We start from the raw sequence: 21,880 nt of genomic DNA, 5'->3' as shown, positions 1-21,880 counted from the left end.
AAAAACAGCTTCAACACGATACGAATCGGAAAGGATGACGGTATGGGAAAGAAGATCACGAAAAACGGCGACGGCAGCTTGAACGTTCCGGACAACCCGGTAATCCCGTTTATCGAGGGTGACGGCATCGGCCCCGATATCTGGCATGCCGCCCGAATGGTCATGGACGGCGCCGTCGCCGTCGCCTACGGGGATAGCCGCGGCATCGACTGGTTGGAGGTGGATGCCGGAGAGAAGGGGTACCGACGGACCGGCGAATGGCTGCCCGACAAAACCCTCGAGACCATCGAGGCTCACGTAGTGGCAATCAAGGGCCCCATGACAACGCCGGTGGGCAAGGGCATCCGCAGTCTGAACGTCGCTATCCGACAGAAGCTCGATCTCTACGCCTGCGTTCGACCGGTAAAATACATCGACCCGGTGCCCAGTCCCATGAAGGACCCGAAGGATGTGAACATGGTGGTCTTCCGGGAGAACACCGAGGACCTCTATGCCGGTATCGAATTCGAGTCCGGTACGGCGGAGGCCCGGGCCCTCATCGACTTCCTCAGGGAAAAGACCGGGGCGGACCTTGCGCCGGATACGGGCATCGGCATCAAACCCATCAGTCCAGGGAACACCAAACGTCTGGTGGCCGCAGCCATCCGATATGCCCTCGACAATCGCCTGCCCAGCGTCACCTTGATGCACAAGGGCAACATCATGAAATACACCGAGGGCGCTTTTCGAAAATGGGGGTACGAAGCGGCACTGGAACAATTCGGCGACCAGACCCTCACCGAGGCCGAACTCTGGGAAAAGTACGACGGCGTTCCGCCCTCAGGTAAGGTCGTCATCAAGGACAGGATCGCGGACATGCTGTTCCAGCAGATTCTTCTCAGGCCGGCCGAATATTCGGTGATCGCCACCCCCAACCTCAACGGGGATTACATCTCCGACGCCCTGGCGGCCCAGGTGGGCGGTCTCGGGATGGCACCGGGCGCCAATATCGGGGATACCTGCGCGGTCTTCGAGGCGACCCACGGCACCGCCCCCAAATACACGGGGCTCGACAAGGTCAATCCCGGATCCCTGATCCTTTCCGGCGCCATGATGCTGGACTACATGGGGTGGAGGGAGGCGGCCGCCCTGATACGGGACGGCATCTCCGCGGCCATCAAGGCCGGCACCGTCACCTACGACCTCGCACGTCAGATCGAGGGAGCCACGGAGGTCAAATGCTCTGAATTCGCCCGGAAAATCATTGAAAAAATGGCGGGGAAGTGACGACGCCCGCAACATTCAAGGTCGGATTCATCCAGTTCGACATCCTGACGGGCGAGGTCTCGGGCAATATGACCGAGGCGGAAAGGCACCTCGAGCATCTGGGCGATGCAGGGGTTGCCATGGCCGTGCTTCCGGAGATGTGGTCCTGCGGGTTCGACAACGCGAACCTTGCCCGCCACGCCGAAAGCACGCCGCGTATCCTCGATCGGTTGTCGAAAACGGCAATTCGTCACCGCATGGTGATCGCCGGGTCTCTGCCCGAAGTCGCCGAGGGCAGGATATACAACACCCTTTACCTGCTGGACGCCGACGGCCGGATCGCCGGAACCTACCGGAAAATTCACCTCTTCTCGGTCGCGGGTGAACACAAGCACTTCAGTGCCGGAACCCGGAGCGTGGTCTGCGACACCGCCCTGGGTCCGGTGGGCCTCATGATCTGCTACGATCTGAGATTTCCGGAACTCTGTCGCGCCCTCGCCCTCAAGGGTGCCCGCATCGTGGTGGTCCCTGCACAGTGGCCCGATATCCGCATCGAGGTATGGGACGTTCTGGCCCGGGCCCGAGCCATGGAAAACCAGATCTATATCATCGGCGCCAATCGGTGCGGCGTTGAAAACGAAACCCGGTTTCCAGGCCATTCCATCATCGTCGACCCCGGCGGAAGCGTTCTGGCCTGGGCTCCCGACGGCGATACCCGGACCGACACGGCGGTTGTGGATCTTCCACACCTTGAACGGATCCGGGAAAAAGTGCCGGCGTTGAATGAAAGAATGCCCGAGGCTTATGTCACCTAAGCTCATGCCGCAAGCCGGATTGGCGCTTTTCCTGAAAGACACCCGGTCTCCGAATCGTCCCGTCGTGTTCACCAACGGCTGTTTCGATCTGCTTCACGTCGGGCATGTCCGGTATCTTACCGCGGCGCGACGCCTCGGCGGACTTTTGGTGGTGGGGCTCAACTCCGACGATTCCGTCCGCCGAATCAAGGGCCCCCTCAGACCCATCATCGGACAAGCCGAGCGGGCCGAGGTCCTGTGCGGGCTTGCGTGCGTCGATTTTGTCACCATTTTCGACGAACCTGATCCCCTCGCGCTTATTCAGGCGATTCAGCCGGACATCCTCGTCAAAGGAGCAGACTGGGCGCTTCAAGACATTATCGGTGCCGACGCCGTTATCTCCAGGGGGGGGCGAGTCGAACGGATATCCATCGTCCCGGGGGCCTCCACCAGTGAAATCATCGAGAGGATCATCGAGCGATATGCCCGGCGCTGAACGAAAAACCACCCATGGGAACCTGCATCCATCATCCTGAACGGGAAACAGCACATCTCTGCATGAAGCATCCGGTTTATCCGTGCGAAGATTGCCTCACCCGCAGGGAACCGGAACGCTACTGCAAATTCCGGCAATCCTGCCCCATCCGAGCGATCAGTAAGGAAGGACGACGCCGGAAAAGGCGTGCCCCCGAGGCGGGGACTGGATATCCGCCCCCTTGACAGACAGCACGACAAATCTTAGCTTTTCTGCTTCCGGGACTGCCGAAATCGGGTCTCTGCAGGGCTGGGAAAGAAGACACCGATCATGCCGTCTGAAAATTCATTGAATCCGGGAGAATGCCGTTGAAATCCATACCGCCGATCATCTCGTTTATAGGACAGTCCGGATCGGGCAAAACCACGCTGCTCGTCAAATTGATCCCGGAACTCAAGCGTCGCGGCTACCGCATCGGGACCATCAAACATACCCATCACGAACCCGAAGCCTGCAATCCGGCAAAAGACAGCGCCCGGCATCTGGCTGCCGGCGCGGAGACAGTGATATTCGCCTCGTCCAGCCGGATTTCAATGGTCAGAACGACTTCCGGAGACGATCCCGAGAGCCTTCTGCCCTATTTCAACGACATGGATCTGGTCATCACTGAGGGATTCAAAAAGAAAACCCCACCCAAGATCGAGGTGTTCCGAACGGCGACACACCCGAACCCGCTTTACCGGGGTCAGCCTGATTACGTAGCCATGGTGACCGACGCCGGAGTCCCCCTCGACATCCCGAAATTTCATCCGGACGACATTGAAGGCCTGGCCGATTTCATCGAGGAGCGCTTTCTGGCCGACGATCGTTCAAAAACATTGCCTTGAGGAGGTAACATGAAAGGAATATTGTTTTTATTGCTGTTCATCGGGATCTGGTTTCTGCTCCAGTCCTATGTCCTGCCCAAGCTTGGCATCTCCACCTGAATGCGGAATGCCTGTCAGGTGACGGGCAAGAAAAAAGCACCTCAGACCAAAACGCAAACCCAAACGCCAAGGATCGATTCCGACGAAAACCATCCCTGAAGCGACCCGACGGTACATGCCGGGCCGCTTCAGGCATCAGTTTTTCAACCCGTGGCGAGCCGCCATCTGGGAAATAACGGCAGGTTGGACGTCTCGATACTGTTTTCTCAAAAGCGGCTTCTCGATCTTGCCCGTAGGATTTCTCGGCACATCTCCGAAAAAGATCCGCCGAGGCCGCTTGTAGCGGGCCAATCCGCGGCAGAATTCATTGATCTCCGCTTCGGTAAGGATCGCTCTCGGCTTGGCCTTGATCACCGCCGCGACAATTTCCCCCAGCCGCTCGTCGGGAACGCCGATCACGCCAACGTCCTGAATCTTTTCGTGCTGCATGAGAAAATCCTCGATCTCCACCGGAAAGATATTCTCACCGCCGGTGATGATGACGTCTTTCTTGCGATCCACGAGCCATATGAAACCGTCATCGTCCATCCGGCAGATATCCCCTGTAAGCAGCCATCCGTCGACAAGGGTTTCCGCGGTGGCCTCCGGGTTCTTGTAGTACTCCTTCATGACGGCCGGCCCCCGGACGGCCAACTCTCCGGAATCACCCGGCGCCACGGGATGACCGTCGTTGTCGATGATCTTGCATTCCCAGTCGAACCCGGGCACGCCGATAGCGCCGACCTTGTGAATATTCTCCATGCCGAGATGGATACACCCCGGTCCCGTAGCCTCGGTCAGACCATAATTGGTATCGTAGTCATGGTGGGGAAACACCTTCTTCCACTGACGGATGAGGCTTGGAGGCACCGGCTGGGCGCCGATATGCATCAGTCGCCATTGGTCGAGGCGGTAGCCCGCAAGATCGATCTCACCGTTCTCGATACCGATGAGGATATCGTGGGCCCAGGGGACCAGGAGCCATACCACCGTTACGCCTTCCTCGGAGACCGCCTCGAGGATCCACTGGGGTTTGACGCCTTTCAGGATAACCGTTCTGGCGCCGACGATAAAGTTCCCGAACCAGTGCATCTTCGCCCCGGTATGGTATAAAGGAGGAATGCAGAGGAAATTGTCGTCGTGGGTCTGGTTGTGATGACGATTCTCCACGTAGCATGAAAACTCGAGGCTCCGATGGGTGAGGTGGACGGCCTTGGGCTTTCCGGTGGTGCCCGACGTGAAATAAAGGGCTGCGCTGTCGCAAAGGTTCAACGGCACAACAGACGCCGTCCTTTCACCTTCCTGAAGCAGCTCGCCGTAGCCGATCGCGTATTCAGGCCGTTTTCCCTGCTGCCCCACAAAGATATAATGACTTACTGCGGCATCCAACTCGGATTTGACTTCAGCCAACCGATCGATGAACTCCTCTCCGAAAATCATGGCCTTGGCTTCGGAGATCAGTGTGCATCTGGCGATGGTCTTTGCCAGAAACCTGAAATTGAGGGGAACGGCCATGGCGCCGGCTCGGAGGATGCCGAAATAGGCGGGAAGCCACTCGATACAGTTGGTCATGAGCAGGACTACCCGATCTCCTTTTTGAATACCGCGCAGGATCAGCGCATTGGCCAGAGCGCCGGCCTGTTCGTCGAATTCCCGCCAGGTGATCTCCCTGCGGCTTCCCGTGGCGGGCTCCCTTTCGATAAGGGCCGGCTGGTCGCCGTAGCGTCTGGCGTTCCGACTTAAAATTTCCGTAATGATCATGTCCTTTTCCTTTCGTAAAAAGGCCCATTACCAGAAGCCCATTAAATGTTCAACCCGCATTTTCACATCTCCCCGCCGGGGCCGAGCTGCCGGGGTTCTTCACTCAACATCGACGGTTGTGACGTCGGCTGGAAAGCGGTGCCGGGAGGATACGGCCCGCACACCTTCAGCGGTGAGTTTTAGTGCCGCTCAAGCGCCGCGGCGGATCAGCGGCCCGGACGGTTTGAGCGCCGGCGAGTTTCCGGGCCGCCCGGAGCAAGCTTCAGCGGCACTTGAACGAAACCGCGTGGGGCGCGGGCCGTATCCTCCCGGCACCGACCTATGAAAGTCGAAAGTTGAATTCTTGACTTGAAACGACAACGGTGTTAACGGGGAAGACGCTCAATCATGGCCCCTGACTCACGACGGTATTCCCGGCATGATGAAAATGTACATCTGTTCCCCCACCGACGTGAAAGGTCATTTTCCCCAACAGAAGTCAAGGAGGCCTTTTGCCCGATGCCGTGGATTTTCTTCTCCCTGCTGACCGCTCTCGCTGTCTCGGCCCAGGATACCTGGACCAAGAAATTCCTCTCCCACATGACCCTCTATGAGATGTCCGCCTATCCCCTTGTCTACAGCCTGCCTTTTTTTATGGTATCCATGATCTTCGTTCCGGTGCCGGCTTTGGGAGATGCGTTCGCATGGACTTTTGCTTTAAGCCTGCCCCTCAACGCCGTGGGCTTCGTCCTTTACATGAAAGCCATCAAGCTCTCACCACTTTCCCTGACGGTGCCCTACCTGGCCTTCACCCCGGTCTTCATGCTGTTCACCGGCTATATCTTCCTTGGAGAAATGCCCGGCATCCGGGGACTTTCCGGAATTCTCACCATCTGCATCGGCGGTTACATTCTCAACATCGATCCCGCCCGGTGGCGGCTGCTGGCCCCCTTCCGGGCCATTTTCCATCAACCCGGCTCCTGGATCATGCTGATTGTCGCCTTTGTATACAGCTTCACCGCAGTCATCGGAAAAAAAGCGATTCTCAACTCCTCCCCCCTCTTTTTCGGCATCTCCTTTTTCATCGTCTTCAACCTCTGTCTGATCCTGCTGCTTCGTCTCACCGGAAAGATCCGGTTGAAGGACCTCTCGAGATCTCCTCTAAAAGGGCTGGTGTCGGGCGTTTTCCTCTACCTTCAGATTGTTTTTCACTGTGTTGCCGTCTCCCTGATCGAAGCGGCAATCATGATATCGGTAAAGCGGCTCTCCATCCTTTTCAGTATCCTTTTCGGGAAAATGGTCTTCAAAGAGCGGCACACATCGGTCCGGTTCAGCGGCGCCCTCTTGATGCTCGCAGGCACTCTCCTGATCACCTTGTAGGGAAGGACCTTTTCACCGGTGCGCCGCACCCTCGATTTTCCTCGGGAAGGCCCACAGTTAGCACTTGATTTAATAACGAACTGTGGTATTCAGGCTGAAGGTCTGGAGACTGGAAGCCGAAGGCCCGTAAAGGAAACGAACCGACAGGCATCCAAAACCGGAAGCGGAGAATCACCGCCGTTCTTCAGCCTGGATCCCTGAACAACATACCGGTCAGGCTTATGGACTGAAAACTGAAGATGACCGTTGTATCGCCTTCGGTTTTTGGCCTTCAGCCTGAACCTATTGAAGCAGATGAAATACACGGAATACAGCCCCGGCAGGTTGCTGCTGGGAAATCTTCCCAAAGGGGAAGATATCCTCGCATCAATCACGACCCTCTGCAAAGCCGCATCGGTTCGCACGGCGTCGTTTTCCGTTCGGGGCGTGGTGTCGTCTTACACCATCGGGACCTACGATCCCCGGCAACAGGTCTATGTGACGAGCGCCGAATCCGTGCCCCGGGAAATTATCTTCTGCTCCGGCAACGTCTACTCCCGGGACGGCGAAGTCGAATCATCCGCCCATATCGTCCTGGCGGATGACCGGGGCGCCCTCACCGGCGGACGCCTCTTCTCGGAGACACGCATTTTTTCGGGGGAAATCCGCCTCCAGGAGTGTATCGGCCCGCCGCCCTTGAGGGTCTATGACGACGCCACCGGACAGATGCTCTGGCATTTCTGCCGTGAATGACATTCCGCTTCCATCGCCTGCGGATGAACATTCGTTAATGAACCCTAATAAGCGCTGACAGTATGAGAACTGAGGAGGAAGCATGGAGCTAACCATCACCAAGGCGAAACACCTTAAACCGAAACCCCAGGACGAAAGCCGGCTCGGTTTCGGAAAGATATTTACCGACCACATGTTCAACATGGATTACAATACCGAAAAGGGGTGGCACAACGCCCGCATCGAACCCTACTGCAATATCGATATGGATCCGGCAACCATGGTCCTTCATTACGGTCAGGCGGTATTCGAGGGAATGAAGGCTTACCGGACCCCCAAGGGAACCCTCCAGCTGTTCAGGCCCCAGAGCAATTTCCACCGCATGAACGCCTCCAGCCGGCTGCTGTGCATTCCGGAAATCGATGAACATTTCGTGCTCCACGCCCTGAAGGAGCTGATCCGGGTCGAGCAGGAATGGGTGCCGAGTTCGCCGGGGACATCCCTCTATATCCGTCCGACCATCATCGCCACCGATGTATTCCTGGGCGTCCGGGCATCCCAGACGTACCGTTTCTTCATCATCCTGTCGCCGGTAGGGGCGTACTATCCCGAGGGCTTCAACCCCGTCAAGATATGGGTCACCAAACGACATGTCCGGGCGGTCCGGGGCGGCATCGGCGAGGCCAAAACCCCCGGCAACTACGCCGCGAGTCTTTATGCCGGCGAACAGGCCCACAAGGAGGGCTACACCCAGGTGCTGTGGCTGGACGGCGTGGAACAGCGCTATGTCGAAGAGGTCGGCTCCATGAACATCTTCTTCTGCATTGACGGCGAACTTATCACCCCCGTCCTGAACGGCAGCATTCTTCCGGGCGTCACCCGGGATTCCATCATCTCCCTGGCCCGGCTCTGGAACATCCCCTGCGCGGAACGCCGCATCGCCATCGAGGAGGTGATCAACGCCCAGAAAGAAGGTAAAAAAGTGGAGATCTTCGGCAGCGGAACGGCGGCGGTGGTATCGCCGGTGGGCACCGTGAAATACAAGGACGAGGTTATCACCATCAACAACAACGAGGTCGGCCCCATGACCCAGAAGTTTTACGACGCCCTCACCGACATCCAGTACGGCCGGGCCGAGGATCCCAGGGGCTGGATAGAGAAAATCTGACCCACGCCGCCTTCTGAACCGACCATTCCTTTTCACCGAGGGCGAACACCGTGCACCGAGCGGGCACGGTGTTCGCCGGCCTTTTTCAACTCCCGTTCTCAAGAGAGGTGATCATGCGCCACGCGAAATCGAACCACCTGCCGGAATTCATTGACAAGATGCGGCGGGCGGGCCTTGCCCCCATCGTCATCGATACCTTCGCCCACTATTACGACAAAGTTCTCACCGGAGAAACCGGGATGATTTCCGACGCCGAGATCGAGGCGTTGAAAGAGACGGAGATTCCCCGATACGAGGAGTTGGCCGCCTATGAAAATGTCGGTCAAAAGGCTTTTCCCCGTTCGGTCCGGATTATTCTGAACGGCGGGCTGGGGACAAGTATGGGCCTCACCGGTCCCAAATCCCTCCTTCCGGTGAAAAACGGCCGGAGCTTTCTGGAGCTCTTGATCCGCCAGTCTGAGCGACAGGGTGTCGTTCTGGCCCTCATGAACAGCTTCAGCACCCATGAGGCCACCCTGGCGGCCCTCGATCGGATCGCCCCCGCCCACCCGCCCCTCTGCTTCCTTCAACACAAATTTCCAAAGATTCTTCAGGCTGGGCTCGGCCCGGCGGAATGGCCCCAAAACCCCGAACTCGAATGGAACCCGCCCGGCCACGGAGACATCTATACGGCTCTTGAAACCTCCGGAATGCTTGACCGACTCCTGGACGCCGGCATCACCCATGCTTTCATCTCCAATTCCGACAACCTGGGTGCCGACATGGACGAGCGTCTTCTCGGATATTTTGTCGAAAAAGGACTTCCCTTCATGATGGAGGCGGCTAAACGCACCCCGGCGGACGTGAAGGGCGGCCATCTTGCCCGAGCCAGGACCGGAGAGTTGCTGCTCCGGGAATCGGCCCAGTGCCCGGACGAGGAACTGGACGCCTTTCGGGACATCGGTCGTTACCGCTTCTTCAACACCAACAACCTCTGGGTCGACCTGACCTATCTGAAGACCTTGATCACCGAAAAAAAGGGCGTTCGCCTGCCCATGATTCTGAACCCAAAGCACCTCGATCCCAGGGACGACGACAGTCCCATGGTCTTTCAGGTCGAAACGGCCATGGGGGCGGCGATCTCTCTGTTCAAAGACGCCGCGGCGGTGTGCGTCCCCCGGTCCCGCTTCTTCCCGGTCAAAAAATGCAACGACCTCCTGGTGGTCCGGTCCGATTATGTAATGCCCAACGACGACGACCGCATGGTGCTCAACCCGAGCCGACGATCGGAAGATCTGAAGGTCTCCCTCGATCCGGCGTTCTACGGCATGATCGACGACTTTGAGGCCCGCTTTCCCGAGGGTGCCCCGTCCCTTGCCGCCTGCGAATCCTTGACCGTCAAAGGTGACGTCCTGTTCGAAGCGGGCGTGACGATCCGCGGCCGCGTGGTTATTACCAATCCCTCGACCGCCCAGGCCGTCGTTCGGAAAGGGACGGTCGTCGAAGGCGATCTGACGTTCTAACATCCATCGTCTTTTTCCGCCCCGCGCCGTTTCGACTCACGGCGCGGGGCCTGATATCCGCTCCCAGCCGCCCCCGACCATCCGACTTTCCTCTAAAAAACCACGCCTGCCGCTGGCATCCCGGCTGGGATGTGTTATTTTTGAGTGTTGGCGTTTTAACACGCGTCGGCAAAGGGATTATCGATCGGAACATGTAATCTCCGCCGACAGCAGCATTCCATTCAGAACCAAGGAGTACAGTATGCGACTATCGCCTTATCGTTTTAAGCTCTGCCTTGCCTTAACAGCTCTTCTTGCGCTTTTTCTGATCTCCTGCGGATCCTCTACCCGCGGCGGCTCCCCCACGGCTTCCCGCGGCATCCAAAATCAATGGCCCCATGAAACCGGCCATATAGACCCCGACCCCGACCTGGCTTTCGGAAAGCTGCCCAACGGCTTTCGCTACGTGCTCCTGAAAAACAGAACCCCCAAGGACCGGGTCAGCATGCATCTCATGGTCGAGGCGGGTTCGGTCCACGAAACCGACGCCCAGCAGGGTTTTGCCCATTTTCTGGAGCACATGCTGTTCAACGGATCGACCCATTTCCCCCCGGGAGAGCTGGTGAAATACTTCCAGCGGATCGGGATGGATTTTGGCCCGGATGCCAATGCCAGTACAGGATTCTACCACACCAAATACGACATTCTCCTGCCCGACGGCAAGCCCGAGAGTATCGCCGAAGGCCTTCTGGTTCTGGGGGATTACGCCGAAGGAGCTCTGCTGCTGGAAACCGAGGTCGAACGGGAACGGAAGGTCATTCTGGCCGAAATGCGAACCCGGGATTCAGCCGAGTTCCGGACCTTCGTCGAAACGCTCAAATTCGAGCTTCCGAATGACCGCATCTCCCAAAGGATCCCCATCGGGACGAAGGAAACCATTCTCTCGGCCGATCGAGCGCTGTTAAAGGATTTTTACGATACCTGGTACCGACCCGAACGCATGATCCTCGTCATGGTCGGCGATTTCGACCCCGACGCCGTTGACCCCATGATCCGGGAAGAGTTCGCCGGTATGACCCCAAGAGCACCGGCAAGGCCGGAACCGGACATGGGTGAGGTCCGTCATAGCGGTATCCGGCCTTTCTATCACTTCGAAGGAGAAGCCGGGGACACAGACACCACCCTCCAGGTCATCCAGAACATCCCTCTTGAGCCCGATTCCGTTGACCGTGGCCGGCGCGAGCTGACCCTGGACATCGCCAATCAGATTGTCCAGAACCGCCTCGACCGGATCATACGACAGCCGGACACCCCGTTCACCAGCGCTGCCGCCGCATCGGAAATTTATCCTCCTCATGTGTTCTACACCTACATCACCGCCCAGAGCCGTCCGGAAAATTGGGAAAGGACCCTATCAGTCCTGGACCGCACACTGCGGCAGGCCCTCGAACACCCCTTCACGGAAGCGGAACTCTCCCGGGTGAAGAAAGACTTTCTGGCGGCCCTGGACAAAGCCGTCAAAAACGCCTCCACACGGGAGAGCCCGATGTTGGCTCGCCGGATCATGGGCAAGTTGGGCATGAACCGGGTCTTCCAATCGCCCGAACAACAGCGGGATCTGTATGCGCCTTTCATCAAGGCGTTGACGGGGGAAGCGGTGCACGACGCCTTCAAATCGGCCTGGGCCCCGGACCACCGGCTGGTCATGGTGAGCGGCAATGCCCGGATATCCGAAGCGTCGAATGATCCCGAAAGTCTTATCCTGAGCGCTTACCAGTCCAGCGTGGAAACGCCGGTATCCGCCCCGGAAACCCAAGCCGTCGCGACCTTTCCCTACCTGGATCCGCCTGAAAACACGGCCCGCATCGTCCGCCGGGAGGAGATTCCCGACCTGGGGATCACCCGGATTGATTTTGCCAACGGCGTTCGCCTCAATCTGAAGCCGACAACCTTCAAGGCCAACGAGGTCACGGCAAACCTGAATTTCGGAAGGGGACGATCGGCAGAACCGGCGGACAAACCCGGCCTCGCCCAGATCAGCGAGGCGGTGGTCAATGAAAGCGGCCTGGGCGTCCTGAACCGGGACGACCTGGAGCAGGCCCTGGCCGGCAAGAACACTGCGGTGCGCCTGAACATCTCGGACGAGGCTTTCGCCTTCCAGGCTAAAAGCGTCACGACGGAAATGCCTCTCATGTTTCAGCTGCTCCACGCCCGACTGGTGGATCCGGGATTCCGGGAGACGGCCTTTGCCTTGACTTTGGAGCGATATCGTCAGACTTATGAGGCACTGTCCCAGACCGTCGAAGGGGCCATGCGCCTTTGGGGTCCCCGGTTCCTGGCCGGCGGCGACACCCGCTTCGGCCTCGCCGCATATGACGACGTATCCCGGCTGACCCTGGGAGACGTCGAGGCATGGCTTAGGGAGGCCCTCGAGAACGCTCCCCTGGAGCTCTCCATTGTCGGGGACTTCAAGACGGCGGATGCCCTGGAACTGGCGTCCGCTTATTTCGGCAGCCTTCCCGCCCGAAAAGTGGATACGCCTGAGGGCCCCGCAGGTACCATCGCCTTTCCCAAAGGCAAAACCCTGGAAATCCCGGTCCGAACCCGCATCGACAAAGGACTGATCCAGGTGGCTTACCCTACCGATGACATCTGGGATATCGAGAAAACCCGACGGTTATCGATCCTCTCCGCCGTGTTTTCGGACCGAATGCGGGAGGTCATCCGCGAACAAATGGGGGCCTCCTACAATCAGGACGCCTACAACGTTCCCAGCAGAGCCTATCCGGGCTACGGCGTCATGTCGGCGGTTATCGGCGTAAAGCCCGACGATGCCGAGAAGGTGGTAAGGGCGGTCAAGGATATCGCATCGGCCATAGTCCGACAGGGTGTCACCGACGACGAACTGCGTCGCGCCCTGGATCCCACACTGACCGGCATCAAGGATCTCCAGCAGGAAAACGGCTACTGGCTCAATACCGTCCTCGCCGGCTCACGGAAGCATCCCGAGCAGATCGCATGGAGTCGGACCATGATCGAGGACTACGCCGCCATCACCCGAGAACAACTGCGGCAGCTGGCCCGGCGGTATCTCGACAACGCCGCGGCTGCAATCGTCATCATCCGGCCCACCATAGGCGCGGGCGGTCAACCCGAAGGCCAAAAGGCAGGATGAACCATGCGCCGGTTTCATGTCGATACATCGGTTATCGAGGCGTTATTTGAGAAGGTCTCCTCCGAAGCGGTCCACGATTTCCGGACGTACGGCGGCAGCGTCCCCCTCTCCCCCGGTGACGCCAAGCACGTCCGGAACGTCCTTCGCCTGAAGCCGGGGGACCCGGTGCGCCTTTTCGACGGCAGGGGCGCTGAATACGACGCCCGAATCGCCGAAATCTCCGAAGCCGGCGTCATGGCGGCGGTCCTTTCCCGAATTCCGTCGGACACGGAATCCCCCTTGGGTATCACCATCGCTCAGGGCTTTCTCAAGGAAAAAAAGATGGACACCCTCGTGCGGCAGTTGACGGAGTTGGGCATCGTCCGCTGGATTCCCTTCATTGCCGAACGTTCGGTGGCCCGACCTGATCCCAAGCGGCTTCGGACAAGACGGGAGCGCTGGGAAAAGATCGCCGCCGAATCCCTCAAACAATGCCGCCGCAGCCGCATCCCCGACATTGGGGAAACGCTTTCCTTTGAAAACATGATTGCGGCCGCCGACGGCGCCGATCTCAAAATTCTCTTCTGGGAACAGGCGCCCGAGGGCTCCCGGGATCTCTTTGCGCTGTCGAAGGCCGGCTCCTATGGGACGGTATTTGCCGTTTTGGGCCCCGAGGGAGGCCTCAGTTCCACCGAGACCGCAGCCGCCGCAGCCGCGGGGTTCACCATCTCGGCCCTGGGACCCCGCATTCTGAGGGCCGAGACCGCCACGGTGGCCGCTTGCGCCCTGCTTCAATATTTTTTGGGTGACCTCGGAAAAAACCCTTGACATCCGAACGGATTTCTAATAATTATGCCTTCGTTTTTGGTGCGCCGAGGTAGCTCAGTCGGTAGAGCAGGGGACTGAAAATCCCCGTGTCGGCAGTTCGATTCTGTCCCTCGGCACCACAAAAACACCAGTTTTAAAAGGGGTTGGCCTGATGAAGGTCAGCCCTTTTTTCGTTGTGCGCCCGGCATGACGCGAACACTTGGAGGTGCACGTCCTCTTCCGGCCCGACAGGGGGAACGGACAGCCGAACGGCAGGGGTGTCCACCGCGAAGGCAAGGTGTTGGTGCGCCAGATGACACGGCAAGGAGAGGCGGCTTCTGTCAAGGATCCCGGCGCCCCCGGCTCCTCCCGGCCGCAGCGCTGCGGATCTTCATCACGATGATGGGGAGCCACAGCAGGCAGCCGATGGCGTTGAACGCCACCACCGGAGCGGCGCCGATGAAAACGCCGTAGATCGCCCAGAGGAAGAGGCCGGAGAAAAGCATTACCAGAAACCGAAGGTCGAAGCTCTCCACGTCCCGTGTCCGGTAGGTGGTCACCAGCTGCGGCAGGGCGCTGAAGGTGGTCAGCAGCCCCGCAAGGGAGCCGATGCCCTCGATCCAGATCGATTCAGACATGATCCGTCACCTTTTTTGCCATTTTCCCAAATCCCTGTTTGTCAATTGGGTCGGTTCACGCATTGTGGCGCCGCTTTCGCCGTATACCGCCGGCAGGTTTCATTTGGACCGGGAGCCTGGATGCCCAGGGCCGGCCAATTCTGCGCAAATTTGACAGGACGCCTGCGGATCGCCGATCCGCGGGCGTCTGACGATAGGGGCAAGCCCCCCGTGGGCCCGGGCGAACCGGTCGAGGGTTCTATTTGTTGAACCTGGACTTGGCCGCCTTCATGGCAGATTCCATGGCGTCCCAGGCGCTTTCAACCCCTTTTTTCAGATCCTCCCAGGCGTCCCCTCCCGCGCTGCGCATCGTGGCCATCTTCTGCTCGACCTCTTTTTGCTTCTGCTTGAGGTTTTGGATCTGCTCCTGGTATTCGACCCGTTTTTCAGCCCCCGCGGCATCGAGTTTGGCCTTCAGCTTGTCGATCTCTGCATTCCATTCATCCAGTTTTGAGTGAAGTTTCTCAAGATAAGCGTCTTTTTTGCTCATGATGATTTCCTTTCAACCGGTCAATTGCTTGACGGCGGTGGTTTGTTTTTTAAAGCACGATCCGTTTCGTTCCCCCAGGCGCACGTTCGGTTCCCCGAAGTTCCCCGAAGGGCGCCCGGTCCATTTCGTACATGGCGGTATCTCAGTAGCGGAGGATGGCTGCGGCCTCGGCATGCTGCTCGGGCATCCGCTCTTTTTTCAGGACGTAGACGTCGCCGCCGCCGCGGATGGTCTCTACCACGGCCAGATCCAGAAGGTCCTCAGCGCCGTTCGCCGCGCCCTCCTCGGCAAGGACCACCTCGTTCTTCTCCCGATCGAATGTGCCTGGCAGGCGCTCGCCCGACGCCACGAAAAGGGTGTCCACCCGCCCATAGGCAGCGGCGGGCAGCACGCTTCTGATGCCGGCGGCGGTGTAGCCCTTGCCGGCGACTTCGCGGTACCGCGCTTCAGCCTCCCGCTGCTTCTTCTCCAGCGCTGTGTTGACGATGGCAAGGGCCTTCTCGTGAAGTTCCTCGGCCCTGAGATTTTCGGGGTTGCCGGTGACGACCGCGTCCATCACCCACCGGTAGGAGAGGGCCTCCCGGAAAATGGGAAGGAGGTAGTCGACGCCGGCCAGCACCAGGGGAACCGTCCCTTCGGACAGAATGGACGACAGGCCGCGGTCCACATCCTGGAAGTACCGCAGAATTTCATCCTTGCGGTCGTCGATGCCCGCGCCCTGGCCGTGGTACATCGCCGGACGGTCGCCGGCGCCGGCGGCCGTGCCCGTATGAAACTGGATCTGGTAATGCTTGCTGTCATACTGGAGCGATGCCGAGATCCCGGCGGGGACGTCCATCAGGTCGATTTCCATCACATGGAAGCGCGTGCAGGAAAAGAGGCGGATCTGCGACTGGCTCAGCGCCAGGATGTAAAACCGCCCGTCGGACATGAACATGGGGATCAAGGGTTTTACCGCCGGACGGTTCGAAATCCAAAAGGCCTCTTCAAAGGGGATCGGGAGCTGGTAAACCCAGAAGTTTTCCGGCGTGATGAAGACTGCCAGGCCGTGGCTTCGGGGGCGCCAGAAATCCGGGTCTTCCATCAGACGGCGTCCATCCTCGATCCTGGCGTAGATCTCCTTGTTCTTGGGCGACCGCTCCGCGATCGCTTTTTCAGCCTGCCTCAGCAGGTTCTTGAATCGGATCCGGGGCGGATCGATGGTGCTGGTCGCCTGTTCGACGGGCATGTACACGGAGACGCAGACCTCACCCGCGAGCCCGGTCAGGCGCTTCATTTCTTCCAGTGATATGTGTTTCATGGTTTGGATTGGTTGCATGACGACTCCTTTGCTTGCAAAACATCGTCCATTATTGATTCACGACCAGGTTGTTGTCCACCATGAACGCTCCGCCTTCATAGGCATTCCGACCTGCATCGCCGTATTCCCGCCATCTTTGCCGCTCAGGGCAACGATCCCCTCTTTGGTGCCGACGTCGATACAGTGGCTGGAAACGGCGCTGTCCGCGAGAAGCTCGTCCGCCACGGCATCGCTGATGGACAGTCGCGCACCGGCACGGCGGATGCCCTCTCCGGGCCAGGGATGATCCCGATCTACAGGATGATGAACATGACGAGTAAAAACATGGGCCCAGCCTTTGCGGTCTTGAAATTCACAGCGGCCTTCTTTGCGTTTCTTCTGTGATTTGAACGGATTTGAAAGGAAACGATCCGTCAATCTGATGTAAGCTTAAGGTATCCGCCCGAAAGTGTGAATAGGTCCGAGGCCTTATCTTGCATGGGCTCAGGACATACCCGCGGGCGCCGGGGCCTGTGGAGACCCCGCCGCCGGCGCCGGCCTGCGCAAGCCTTTTCATACAGGAAGTTCACGCGCCATATACATTCGAACCTGTATTGCATCTGCGGGAGATCCTGTGCGAATTTCTATCCTGCGGGTGCCCGACATATCTCCCCCTGCACATCTCATTGGACCAGCCTTTTCGCCGCGAATCCCCATCCCCGAAACGACCGCCGATATCAGCCGTGGCAGCCGGCCGTGCCCACCTTATGCATGTCATGATTTCATGTGGCCACGTTCTTCGAAAACCATTTCCAGGGAGGCTGTTATGATGAAAAGACCCCGTACCCGAGACCAAGGCCGCGGATGGTCGATCCCCCGCTGCGGCTTTCTGGCCAGTGCCGGCACCGGCGCCGTCTGCCTGGCCGTCTCCGGTTCCCTGTTTGCGTCCCGGGGGGTGATCGAAGAGGCGCTGGATCGGATCTCGCGGCCATGACCCTTTCCCTCATACCGGGCACGGCGAACCCCGCCCTGGCGGAGGCGATCGTCGGCCGCCTCGGGATGACGGCGACGACATGCCGAATCGAGGCCTTTCCCGATGACGAGCTTCAGGTCAGGATCGGTCATTCCCTGGCAGGGAGCGACGTCTACATCGTCCAGTCCACCGGGCCGCCGGTGGGGCGGAACCTGCTGGAGCTGCTCCTCATCGCCGACGCCGCCAGGCGCGCCGGCGCAATGCGCGTCACGGCGGTGGTCCCCTATTTCGGCTACGCCCGCCAGGATCGCCGCACCGATACAGGGGAGCCGGTGGGGGCCAAGGTCCTGGCGGACATGATCGCGACGCGCGCGGACCAGATGATCACCGTCCACCTCCACAATCCGGCCATCGAAGGCTTCTTTTCCCTGCCCGTCGAACACCTCCTCCCGACACGGCTGATCGCCGGCCGCCTCAAGGAGATCGTCTCCGGCGACGCCGTGCTGGTGGCGCCGGACCTGGGCGCCGTCAAGCTGACCCAGCGCTACGCCGACGACCTGGACCTGCCCGTGGCTTACGTCCACAAGGAGCGCGTCAGCGGCGAGCGCGTGGCGGTGCGGCGGATCATCGGCGAGATCGCGGACCGCTCCCCGATCGTAGTCGACGACATGATCAGCACCGGCAGGACCCTGATCTCGACCATCGAGGCCCTCGGCGAGCGCGGCTGCCGGCTCCCCGCCACGGTGGCCGTCACCCACGCGCTGCCTGTGGAGGGCGCCGTGGCAAGACTCATGTCCCATCCAGTCGGCAGCATCATCGCCACCAACTCCCTCGTCCAGACGCCGGAGCGGCCCGCCGCCATGGAGATCCTTGACCTCGCCCCGCTGATCGCCGAGGCGATCCGCCGCCGCCACGAGAAGACGAGCGCTGCGGGGCATTAGCGGTTCGGCATGCGCTGCGCTGGGCGTCTCTCTCATCTGATCCCGAGGACCCCGCCGTGGAGATCCCCGAAGGTAGCCTTTCGGCGCCGGAAGCTGCCGGCCACGACCACCTTCCCCACACTCTCGTCCGCCGCCAGATAGGCGACATAGGCACGGGCGACCTTTTCGGCGACATGCCATGGGGTCCGGAGGCGACCCCAGCTTTTTTTTCGGATTTCTTCCAGGATGTTCGCTTCGAGGGTGGCGCCGAACCCTTCCAGCTCCCGGATCCTGCCGCTCTCGGCGGCCTCCCGCAGGGATTCCGGGTCGCCGATGTCCTTGTTGTAGATCGGCATGGGGTTTTCCTTGGCAGCTGAGGATTCAGGGGACCTTTGTCATTCAGCTCACGGCGACGGGTTTTATTGCTCCCTGGACAAATCCCGGATCAGCGCCTTGAAGGCCTGCCACTCCTTCGCCCCCCAGATCTCGGTATGGGCATATCCGTAGGAGCGGATGATGGTCGCCACCTTGAACGCGTCGGCGTCGTCGGGGGCGCGGAAGATGTCCATGTAGTCATAGGGCCCCAGAATGGCGTAGCTGTGGAGCCACTCCACCCGTGGGCATTCGGAGCGGATCTGCGCCATGATTTTTTTCTCGAGCTCCTCCAGCGCCATCGGCAGATGGACGGCATTGGCAGAGAGCCGCGTGAGCATCACGAACTCAGACATGATGCCTCCTTTCGGTTCATGGGAAACTTGGGAGGAAACTTGAAAACTTCAGATCGATGTGGTGGGTCGGTTTCCTCAATCGGCCCATCGCTGTATCTTAATATTCGGACTTCAGGAGGGAAATCAAATGGGTTTTGTGCCGCATTGTCATGGCGGAAAAGATGTATTCAGCCGAAGTCGATTTCGAGGCTCGACGGCGCACCGGCCATGGCCGGTGCGCCGTCAAGCTTCACCAGCACCGTCTTTGCGAGCTCCTTCCCGGGGATTCCCGCCGCCTCGGCGATCTCCTGGGATGTATAGGCGGGGGAATGGCTGATGGTAATTCAGGCAATAGGGGCATTTCCGCGATGAAATGGGGTCTTTCCCACATTTACCCATCCCGGGCATCCGAAGGACATTATGGATGTTCATGATCCGCTTCGCGGACCCGGTGCCGGGGCCGCATTCAACAGGGACAGACCGGAGCCTCCCCCTTCGCGGGGGATCAACCGATTGACTGGAAAGGATGGTATCCACATGAAACCCGTAAGCGAACAGTCCATATTGATCACCGGCGCCACCGACGGCATCGGCAGAATCACGGCCGAGCGCTTGGCGCAGATGGGCGCCCGGGTGCTGCTTCACGGCCGCGATCCGGAAAAGTGTCGCGCGGCCAGGGATGAGATCCGACGGGAAACCGGCAGCGACAAGCTGGAATTCTATGTCGCCGATTTTTCGTCGCTGCCCGAGGTGCGGCGCATGGCGGCGGAGGTGCTCGCCGCCCACGACGGCCTCGATGTCCTGATCAACAACGCCGGCGTCCTCCCGGTCCCCGGCGGGAAGAAGGATCGGCCCCGGAGCGACCAGGGGCATGAGCTCTGCATGGCGGTCAACTACCTGGCCCCGTTTCTGTTGACTATTCTGCTCCTGCCGCTCCTTCGGGCTTCGGGAGCCGCCCGGATCGTCAACGTGAGTTCAGCCGCCCAGGAAGCCATCGATTTCGAGGACTTCATGCTCGCCGACGGGTACAGCCCCATGCGCGCCTACGCCCGGAGCAAGCTGGCCCTGGCTATGTTCACCATTGAGCTGGACCGACGGCTCAAGTCGGACGGCATTACCGTCAACTGCCTGCATCCCGGCAGCCTTCTGGACACCAAGATGGTCCGACAGGCCTTTGGCACGCCCCAGGGCACCGCCGAATCCGGCGCCGAGGTCGAGGTCTACGTGGCCGTCTCCCCCGATGTGGATGGGGTGAGCGGCGCCTATTTCGATCGAATGACCCAGGCCGAGGCCCACGCTCAGGCATATGATGCAGAGATTCGGCAGCGACTGTGGGCGCTCAGCCTCGAGTTGACCGATGCGGGGGCGGGCACCGATCATTGACTCCCGCCCCTGCGCGCCGGCAGGCCTGATTTTTCACGGATTCCAGCCTTCCGGCGTCTCCACCTTCGGCTCGGGCACCTGGGCCATGGCCGCGCCCGGCTTGTCGATGATCTGCACGGTGCTCGCCTGGGGCCCTTTCTCGCCCTCCCGGGGAAAGCACCGCACACCGGTGCCGACCTCGAGGCGCCCGAAGTCATCGTGAAGCACACTGTTCCGGTGGAAATAGAGTTCACGCCCCTCGAGGGTGCGGAGAAACCCGAAACCCTCATCGGGGAAGAGCCGCACCACGTGGCCGATGACACCCGGCGTTTCATGGACCTTGACATCGCCGTGCTGCTTCTGCTTCAACCTGACCAGCTGCCGGCGCATGGTGTCGAATGCATCGTTCACCGCGGTTTTCAGGCGTTCATTCACGTCGCCGTTGCCGGGATCGCGGCTGACGACGAGCTCTTTGTTCGGCGGCACCCGGACGATGATCCGCACGCGATACGGGCTTCCGCTGCGCTGGTGCTCCTGGACCTTTTCGATGGCGGTCCGGCAGCTCATAATCTTGTCATGGACCTCGTCCAACTTGGCCGCCTTCTCGAGGATGATAGACTCGAGGGCGGGGCTGCTGTCGACGTTTCGGCAGGTGATTTCAGGGGGTATAATCATGTGTCACTCCTTCGTTGGGGTGGTGTCCGACAGACCTGCCGGGTTCTCCCCCGCGAGGGGGATGCCCCGGCCGCCTGGAGCACCTGGAATATGAGGGGGCATTCCGATCGTCCCGAAAAATAAGATGCGGTTTACTTCCCAATATCTGGAAAATATGCTGTCATCCCCCAAAAACCTATCGGATCGATCCTGTATTTTCCGCGGCTGGAGTCGGTATCACCGATGCGGCATCCTTTCCGACGGACGCTTCTACGCCCGGGATAGGCCGCGAATACGGGGTTGACCCGATTGCGGGGTGCGGCGGCGGCAGTCGGACCACCAGGATCGTCGATGCCTCCCGGAGGGAGCGCCGCGATTTTATTTCGTCGACCACCTCAGCCAGGGGCTGGGAAAGATCGCGGCGTCGCGCTATTACCAACCGGTTGTGGTGCGGATGAGCGACTTCATGGCCTGCGGCGGCTGGGAGGGGCCGCCGAAGCGGATTTGATGAGCTTATCAAGGTACACGCGGAGCTATCAGTGCTCCGGTACTGGAAAACCGGGGACCTAAAACCCGGCAGGGAAAACGAAAAGTGGCTGAATGTTTTTGTCCGGAAGTCTGGAGCCACCCCGGGATGTGATTAGGGTGTGATTCCCGGGTAAACGGTTTTCCATGATTGGTGATTTGTCGAGAGGAGCCACAGCCCGAAAACAGGCTACTTTGAGGTATGACCTGCGGGCAAACCGTCTGGTGTAGAGGCTCTGATGAAGCCGAGTGAGGGTCCTGCACGGGTACAGGCATACCGGAATCCACTTGCATCTTCCGCCGCGGTCTCCGGCTCGCGGTTATGATTCCGATCCTTCATCTGACTGATGGCCTGATTTTTGTTCCAATTTTT

The 21,880-nt window shown here is 59.7% G+C and carries 24 protein-coding genes and 1 tRNA gene; 15 read left to right on the top strand and 10 right to left on the bottom strand.

Going from position 1 to position 21,880, the window contains the following annotated elements; translation table 11 throughout:
• Positions 1-42 precede the first annotated feature (42 nt).
• From icd to mobB, 4 genes are all read left to right on the top strand, one after another.
• A complete protein-coding gene (gene icd / locus AB7S84_RS03930; protein WP_020876825.1) occupies positions 43-1,266 on the top strand; it encodes an isocitrate dehydrogenase (NADP(+)) in 1,224 nt (407 codons plus the stop codon).
• Positions 1,263-2,060: a carbon-nitrogen family hydrolase gene (locus AB7S84_RS03925; protein WP_020876824.1), complete on the top strand. Its 798-nt coding sequence runs from the start codon at positions 1,263-1,265 to the stop codon at positions 2,058-2,060. Before icd ends, AB7S84_RS03925 begins: the two co-directional genes overlap by 4 nt.
• A complete protein-coding gene (rfaE2, locus tag AB7S84_RS03920) occupies positions 2,050-2,535 on the top strand; it encodes a D-glycero-beta-D-manno-heptose 1-phosphate adenylyltransferase (protein ID WP_020876823.1) in 486 nt (161 codons plus the stop codon). The genes AB7S84_RS03925 and rfaE2 overlap by 11 nt, the downstream gene beginning before the upstream one ends.
• A gap of 347 nt (positions 2,536-2,882) precedes the next feature.
• The gene (mobB, locus tag AB7S84_RS03915; protein ID WP_020876822.1) at positions 2,883-3,401 is read left to right on the top strand and encodes a molybdopterin-guanine dinucleotide biosynthesis protein B; all 519 of its coding nucleotides are present in this window, start codon (positions 2,883-2,885) and stop codon (positions 3,399-3,401) included.
• Positions 3,402-3,635: 234 nt separating this feature from the next.
• Here the strand turns inward: mobB and AB7S84_RS03910 are convergent, their stop codons facing one another.
• Positions 3,636-5,240: a class I adenylate-forming enzyme family protein gene (locus AB7S84_RS03910; protein ID WP_020876821.1), complete on the bottom strand. Its 1,605-nt coding sequence runs from the start codon at positions 5,238-5,240 to the stop codon at positions 3,636-3,638.
• A 498-nt stretch (positions 5,241-5,738) separates the two neighbouring features.
• Here AB7S84_RS03910 and AB7S84_RS03905 point away from each other — a divergent pair, with 498 nt between their 5' ends.
• From AB7S84_RS03905 to AB7S84_RS03875, 7 genes are all read left to right on the top strand, one after another.
• Positions 5,739-6,599, top strand: a complete 861-nt coding sequence (locus AB7S84_RS03905; protein ID WP_020875405.1) for a DMT family transporter — start codon at positions 5,739-5,741, stop codon at positions 6,597-6,599.
• Between the two features lie 294 nt (positions 6,600-6,893).
• Positions 6,894-7,331 carry a PPC domain-containing DNA-binding protein gene (locus AB7S84_RS03900; protein ID WP_020875406.1) on the top strand — a complete coding sequence of 146 codons (438 nt, stop codon included), beginning with the start codon at positions 6,894-6,896 and terminating at the stop codon, positions 7,329-7,331.
• A gap of 82 nt (positions 7,332-7,413) precedes the next feature.
• Complete coding sequence (locus tag AB7S84_RS03895) at positions 7,414-8,478, top strand: branched-chain amino acid aminotransferase (RefSeq protein ID WP_020875407.1); 1,065 nt, start codon at positions 7,414-7,416, stop codon at positions 8,476-8,478.
• 113 nt (positions 8,479-8,591) lie between these two features.
• Positions 8,592-9,980: a UTP--glucose-1-phosphate uridylyltransferase gene (locus AB7S84_RS03890; protein ID WP_020875408.1), complete on the top strand. Its 1,389-nt coding sequence runs from the start codon at positions 8,592-8,594 to the stop codon at positions 9,978-9,980.
• Between the two features lie 241 nt (positions 9,981-10,221).
• The gene (locus tag AB7S84_RS03885; protein ID WP_428153004.1) at positions 10,222-13,134 is read left to right on the top strand and encodes a M16 family metallopeptidase; all 2,913 of its coding nucleotides are present in this window, start codon (positions 10,222-10,224) and stop codon (positions 13,132-13,134) included.
• A 3-nt stretch (positions 13,135-13,137) separates the two neighbouring features.
• Positions 13,138-13,941, top strand: a complete 804-nt coding sequence (locus tag AB7S84_RS03880) for a 16S rRNA (uracil(1498)-N(3))-methyltransferase (protein ID WP_020875410.1) — start codon at positions 13,138-13,140, stop codon at positions 13,939-13,941.
• A gap of 43 nt (positions 13,942-13,984) precedes the next feature.
• Positions 13,985-14,060: transfer RNA gene (locus AB7S84_RS03875), tRNA-Phe, on the top strand.
• A gap of 201 nt (positions 14,061-14,261) precedes the next feature.
• Here the strand turns inward: AB7S84_RS03875 and AB7S84_RS03870 are convergent.
• The 4 genes from AB7S84_RS03870 to AB7S84_RS03855 all read right to left on the bottom strand — a co-directional run bounded on the left by AB7S84_RS03870 (position 14,262) and on the right by AB7S84_RS03855 (position 16,804).
• On the bottom strand, positions 14,262-14,558 hold the full coding sequence (locus AB7S84_RS03870; RefSeq protein WP_020875411.1) for a SemiSWEET family sugar transporter: 297 nt from the start codon (positions 14,556-14,558) through the stop codon (positions 14,262-14,264).
• Between the two features lie 238 nt (positions 14,559-14,796).
• Positions 14,797-15,087 carry a hypothetical protein gene (locus tag AB7S84_RS03865; protein ID WP_020875412.1) on the bottom strand — a complete coding sequence of 97 codons (291 nt, stop codon included), beginning with the start codon at positions 15,085-15,087 and terminating at the stop codon, positions 14,797-14,799.
• A 142-nt stretch (positions 15,088-15,229) separates the two neighbouring features.
• Complete coding sequence (locus tag AB7S84_RS03860) at positions 15,230-16,405, bottom strand: hypothetical protein (protein ID WP_020875413.1); 1,176 nt, start codon at positions 16,403-16,405, stop codon at positions 15,230-15,232.
• A 39-nt stretch (positions 16,406-16,444) separates the two neighbouring features.
• On the bottom strand, positions 16,445-16,804 hold the full coding sequence (locus tag AB7S84_RS03855) for a hypothetical protein (RefSeq protein ID WP_040414134.1): 360 nt from the start codon (positions 16,802-16,804) through the stop codon (positions 16,445-16,447).
• Between the two features lie 388 nt (positions 16,805-17,192).
• On the opposite strand from AB7S84_RS03855, the gene AB7S84_RS03850 reads away from it, so the two are divergent.
• Both AB7S84_RS03850 and AB7S84_RS03845 read left to right on the top strand, forming a co-directional pair.
• Positions 17,193-17,360, top strand: coding sequence for a hypothetical protein (locus AB7S84_RS03850; RefSeq protein WP_020875414.1), 168 nt, complete (start codon positions 17,193-17,195; stop codon positions 17,358-17,360).
• A complete protein-coding gene (locus AB7S84_RS03845) occupies positions 17,357-18,280 on the top strand; it encodes a ribose-phosphate diphosphokinase (protein WP_020875415.1) in 924 nt (307 codons plus the stop codon). The genes AB7S84_RS03850 and AB7S84_RS03845 overlap by 4 nt, the downstream gene beginning before the upstream one ends.
• 32 nt (positions 18,281-18,312) lie before the next feature.
• Here the strand turns inward: AB7S84_RS03845 and AB7S84_RS03840 are convergent, their stop codons facing one another.
• The 3 genes from AB7S84_RS03840 to AB7S84_RS03830 all read right to left on the bottom strand — a co-directional run bounded on the left by AB7S84_RS03840 (position 18,313) and on the right by AB7S84_RS03830 (position 19,304).
• Positions 18,313-18,615, bottom strand: coding sequence for a PHP domain-containing protein (locus AB7S84_RS03840; protein WP_020875416.1), 303 nt, complete (start codon positions 18,613-18,615; stop codon positions 18,313-18,315).
• A gap of 63 nt (positions 18,616-18,678) precedes the next feature.
• The gene (locus tag AB7S84_RS03835; RefSeq protein WP_020875417.1) at positions 18,679-18,987 is read right to left on the bottom strand and encodes a GYD domain-containing protein; all 309 of its coding nucleotides are present in this window, start codon (positions 18,985-18,987) and stop codon (positions 18,679-18,681) included.
• 167 nt (positions 18,988-19,154) lie between these two features.
• Positions 19,155-19,304 (bottom strand): YbaK/EbsC family protein, encoded by a 150-nt coding sequence (locus tag AB7S84_RS03830; protein ID WP_353740095.1) that lies wholly within the window; start codon positions 19,302-19,304, stop codon positions 19,155-19,157.
• 199 nt (positions 19,305-19,503) lie between these two features.
• Here AB7S84_RS03830 and AB7S84_RS03825 point away from each other — a divergent pair, with 199 nt between their 5' ends.
• Positions 19,504-20,349, top strand: a complete 846-nt coding sequence (locus AB7S84_RS03825; protein ID WP_020875418.1) for an SDR family oxidoreductase — start codon at positions 19,504-19,506, stop codon at positions 20,347-20,349.
• 33 nt (positions 20,350-20,382) lie between these two features.
• Here AB7S84_RS03825 and AB7S84_RS03820 read toward each other — a convergent pair whose 3' ends face one another.
• A complete protein-coding gene (locus tag AB7S84_RS03820; protein ID WP_020875419.1) occupies positions 20,383-21,003 on the bottom strand; it encodes an HPF/RaiA family ribosome-associated protein in 621 nt (206 codons plus the stop codon).
• 295 nt (positions 21,004-21,298) lie between these two features.
• Between AB7S84_RS03820 and AB7S84_RS03815 the strand changes: the two genes are divergently transcribed.
• Complete coding sequence (locus AB7S84_RS03815; RefSeq protein WP_040414140.1) at positions 21,299-21,490, top strand: hypothetical protein; 192 nt, start codon at positions 21,299-21,301, stop codon at positions 21,488-21,490.
• A gap of 207 nt (positions 21,491-21,697) precedes the next feature.
• Here AB7S84_RS03815 and AB7S84_RS03810 read toward each other — a convergent pair.
• A partial coding sequence (locus AB7S84_RS03810) for a hypothetical protein (RefSeq protein ID WP_428152996.1) occupies positions 21,698-21,880 on the bottom strand: 183 nt, incomplete at its 5' end.

This window comes from Desulfococcus sp., from assembly GCF_050178255.1.
Taxonomy (GTDB): domain Bacteria; phylum Desulfobacterota; class Desulfobacteria; order Desulfobacterales; family Desulfococcaceae; genus Desulfococcus; species Desulfococcus multivorans.
The sequence above is the reverse complement of the archived record's forward strand: the minus strand, read 5'-3'. Positions and strand labels throughout refer to the sequence as shown.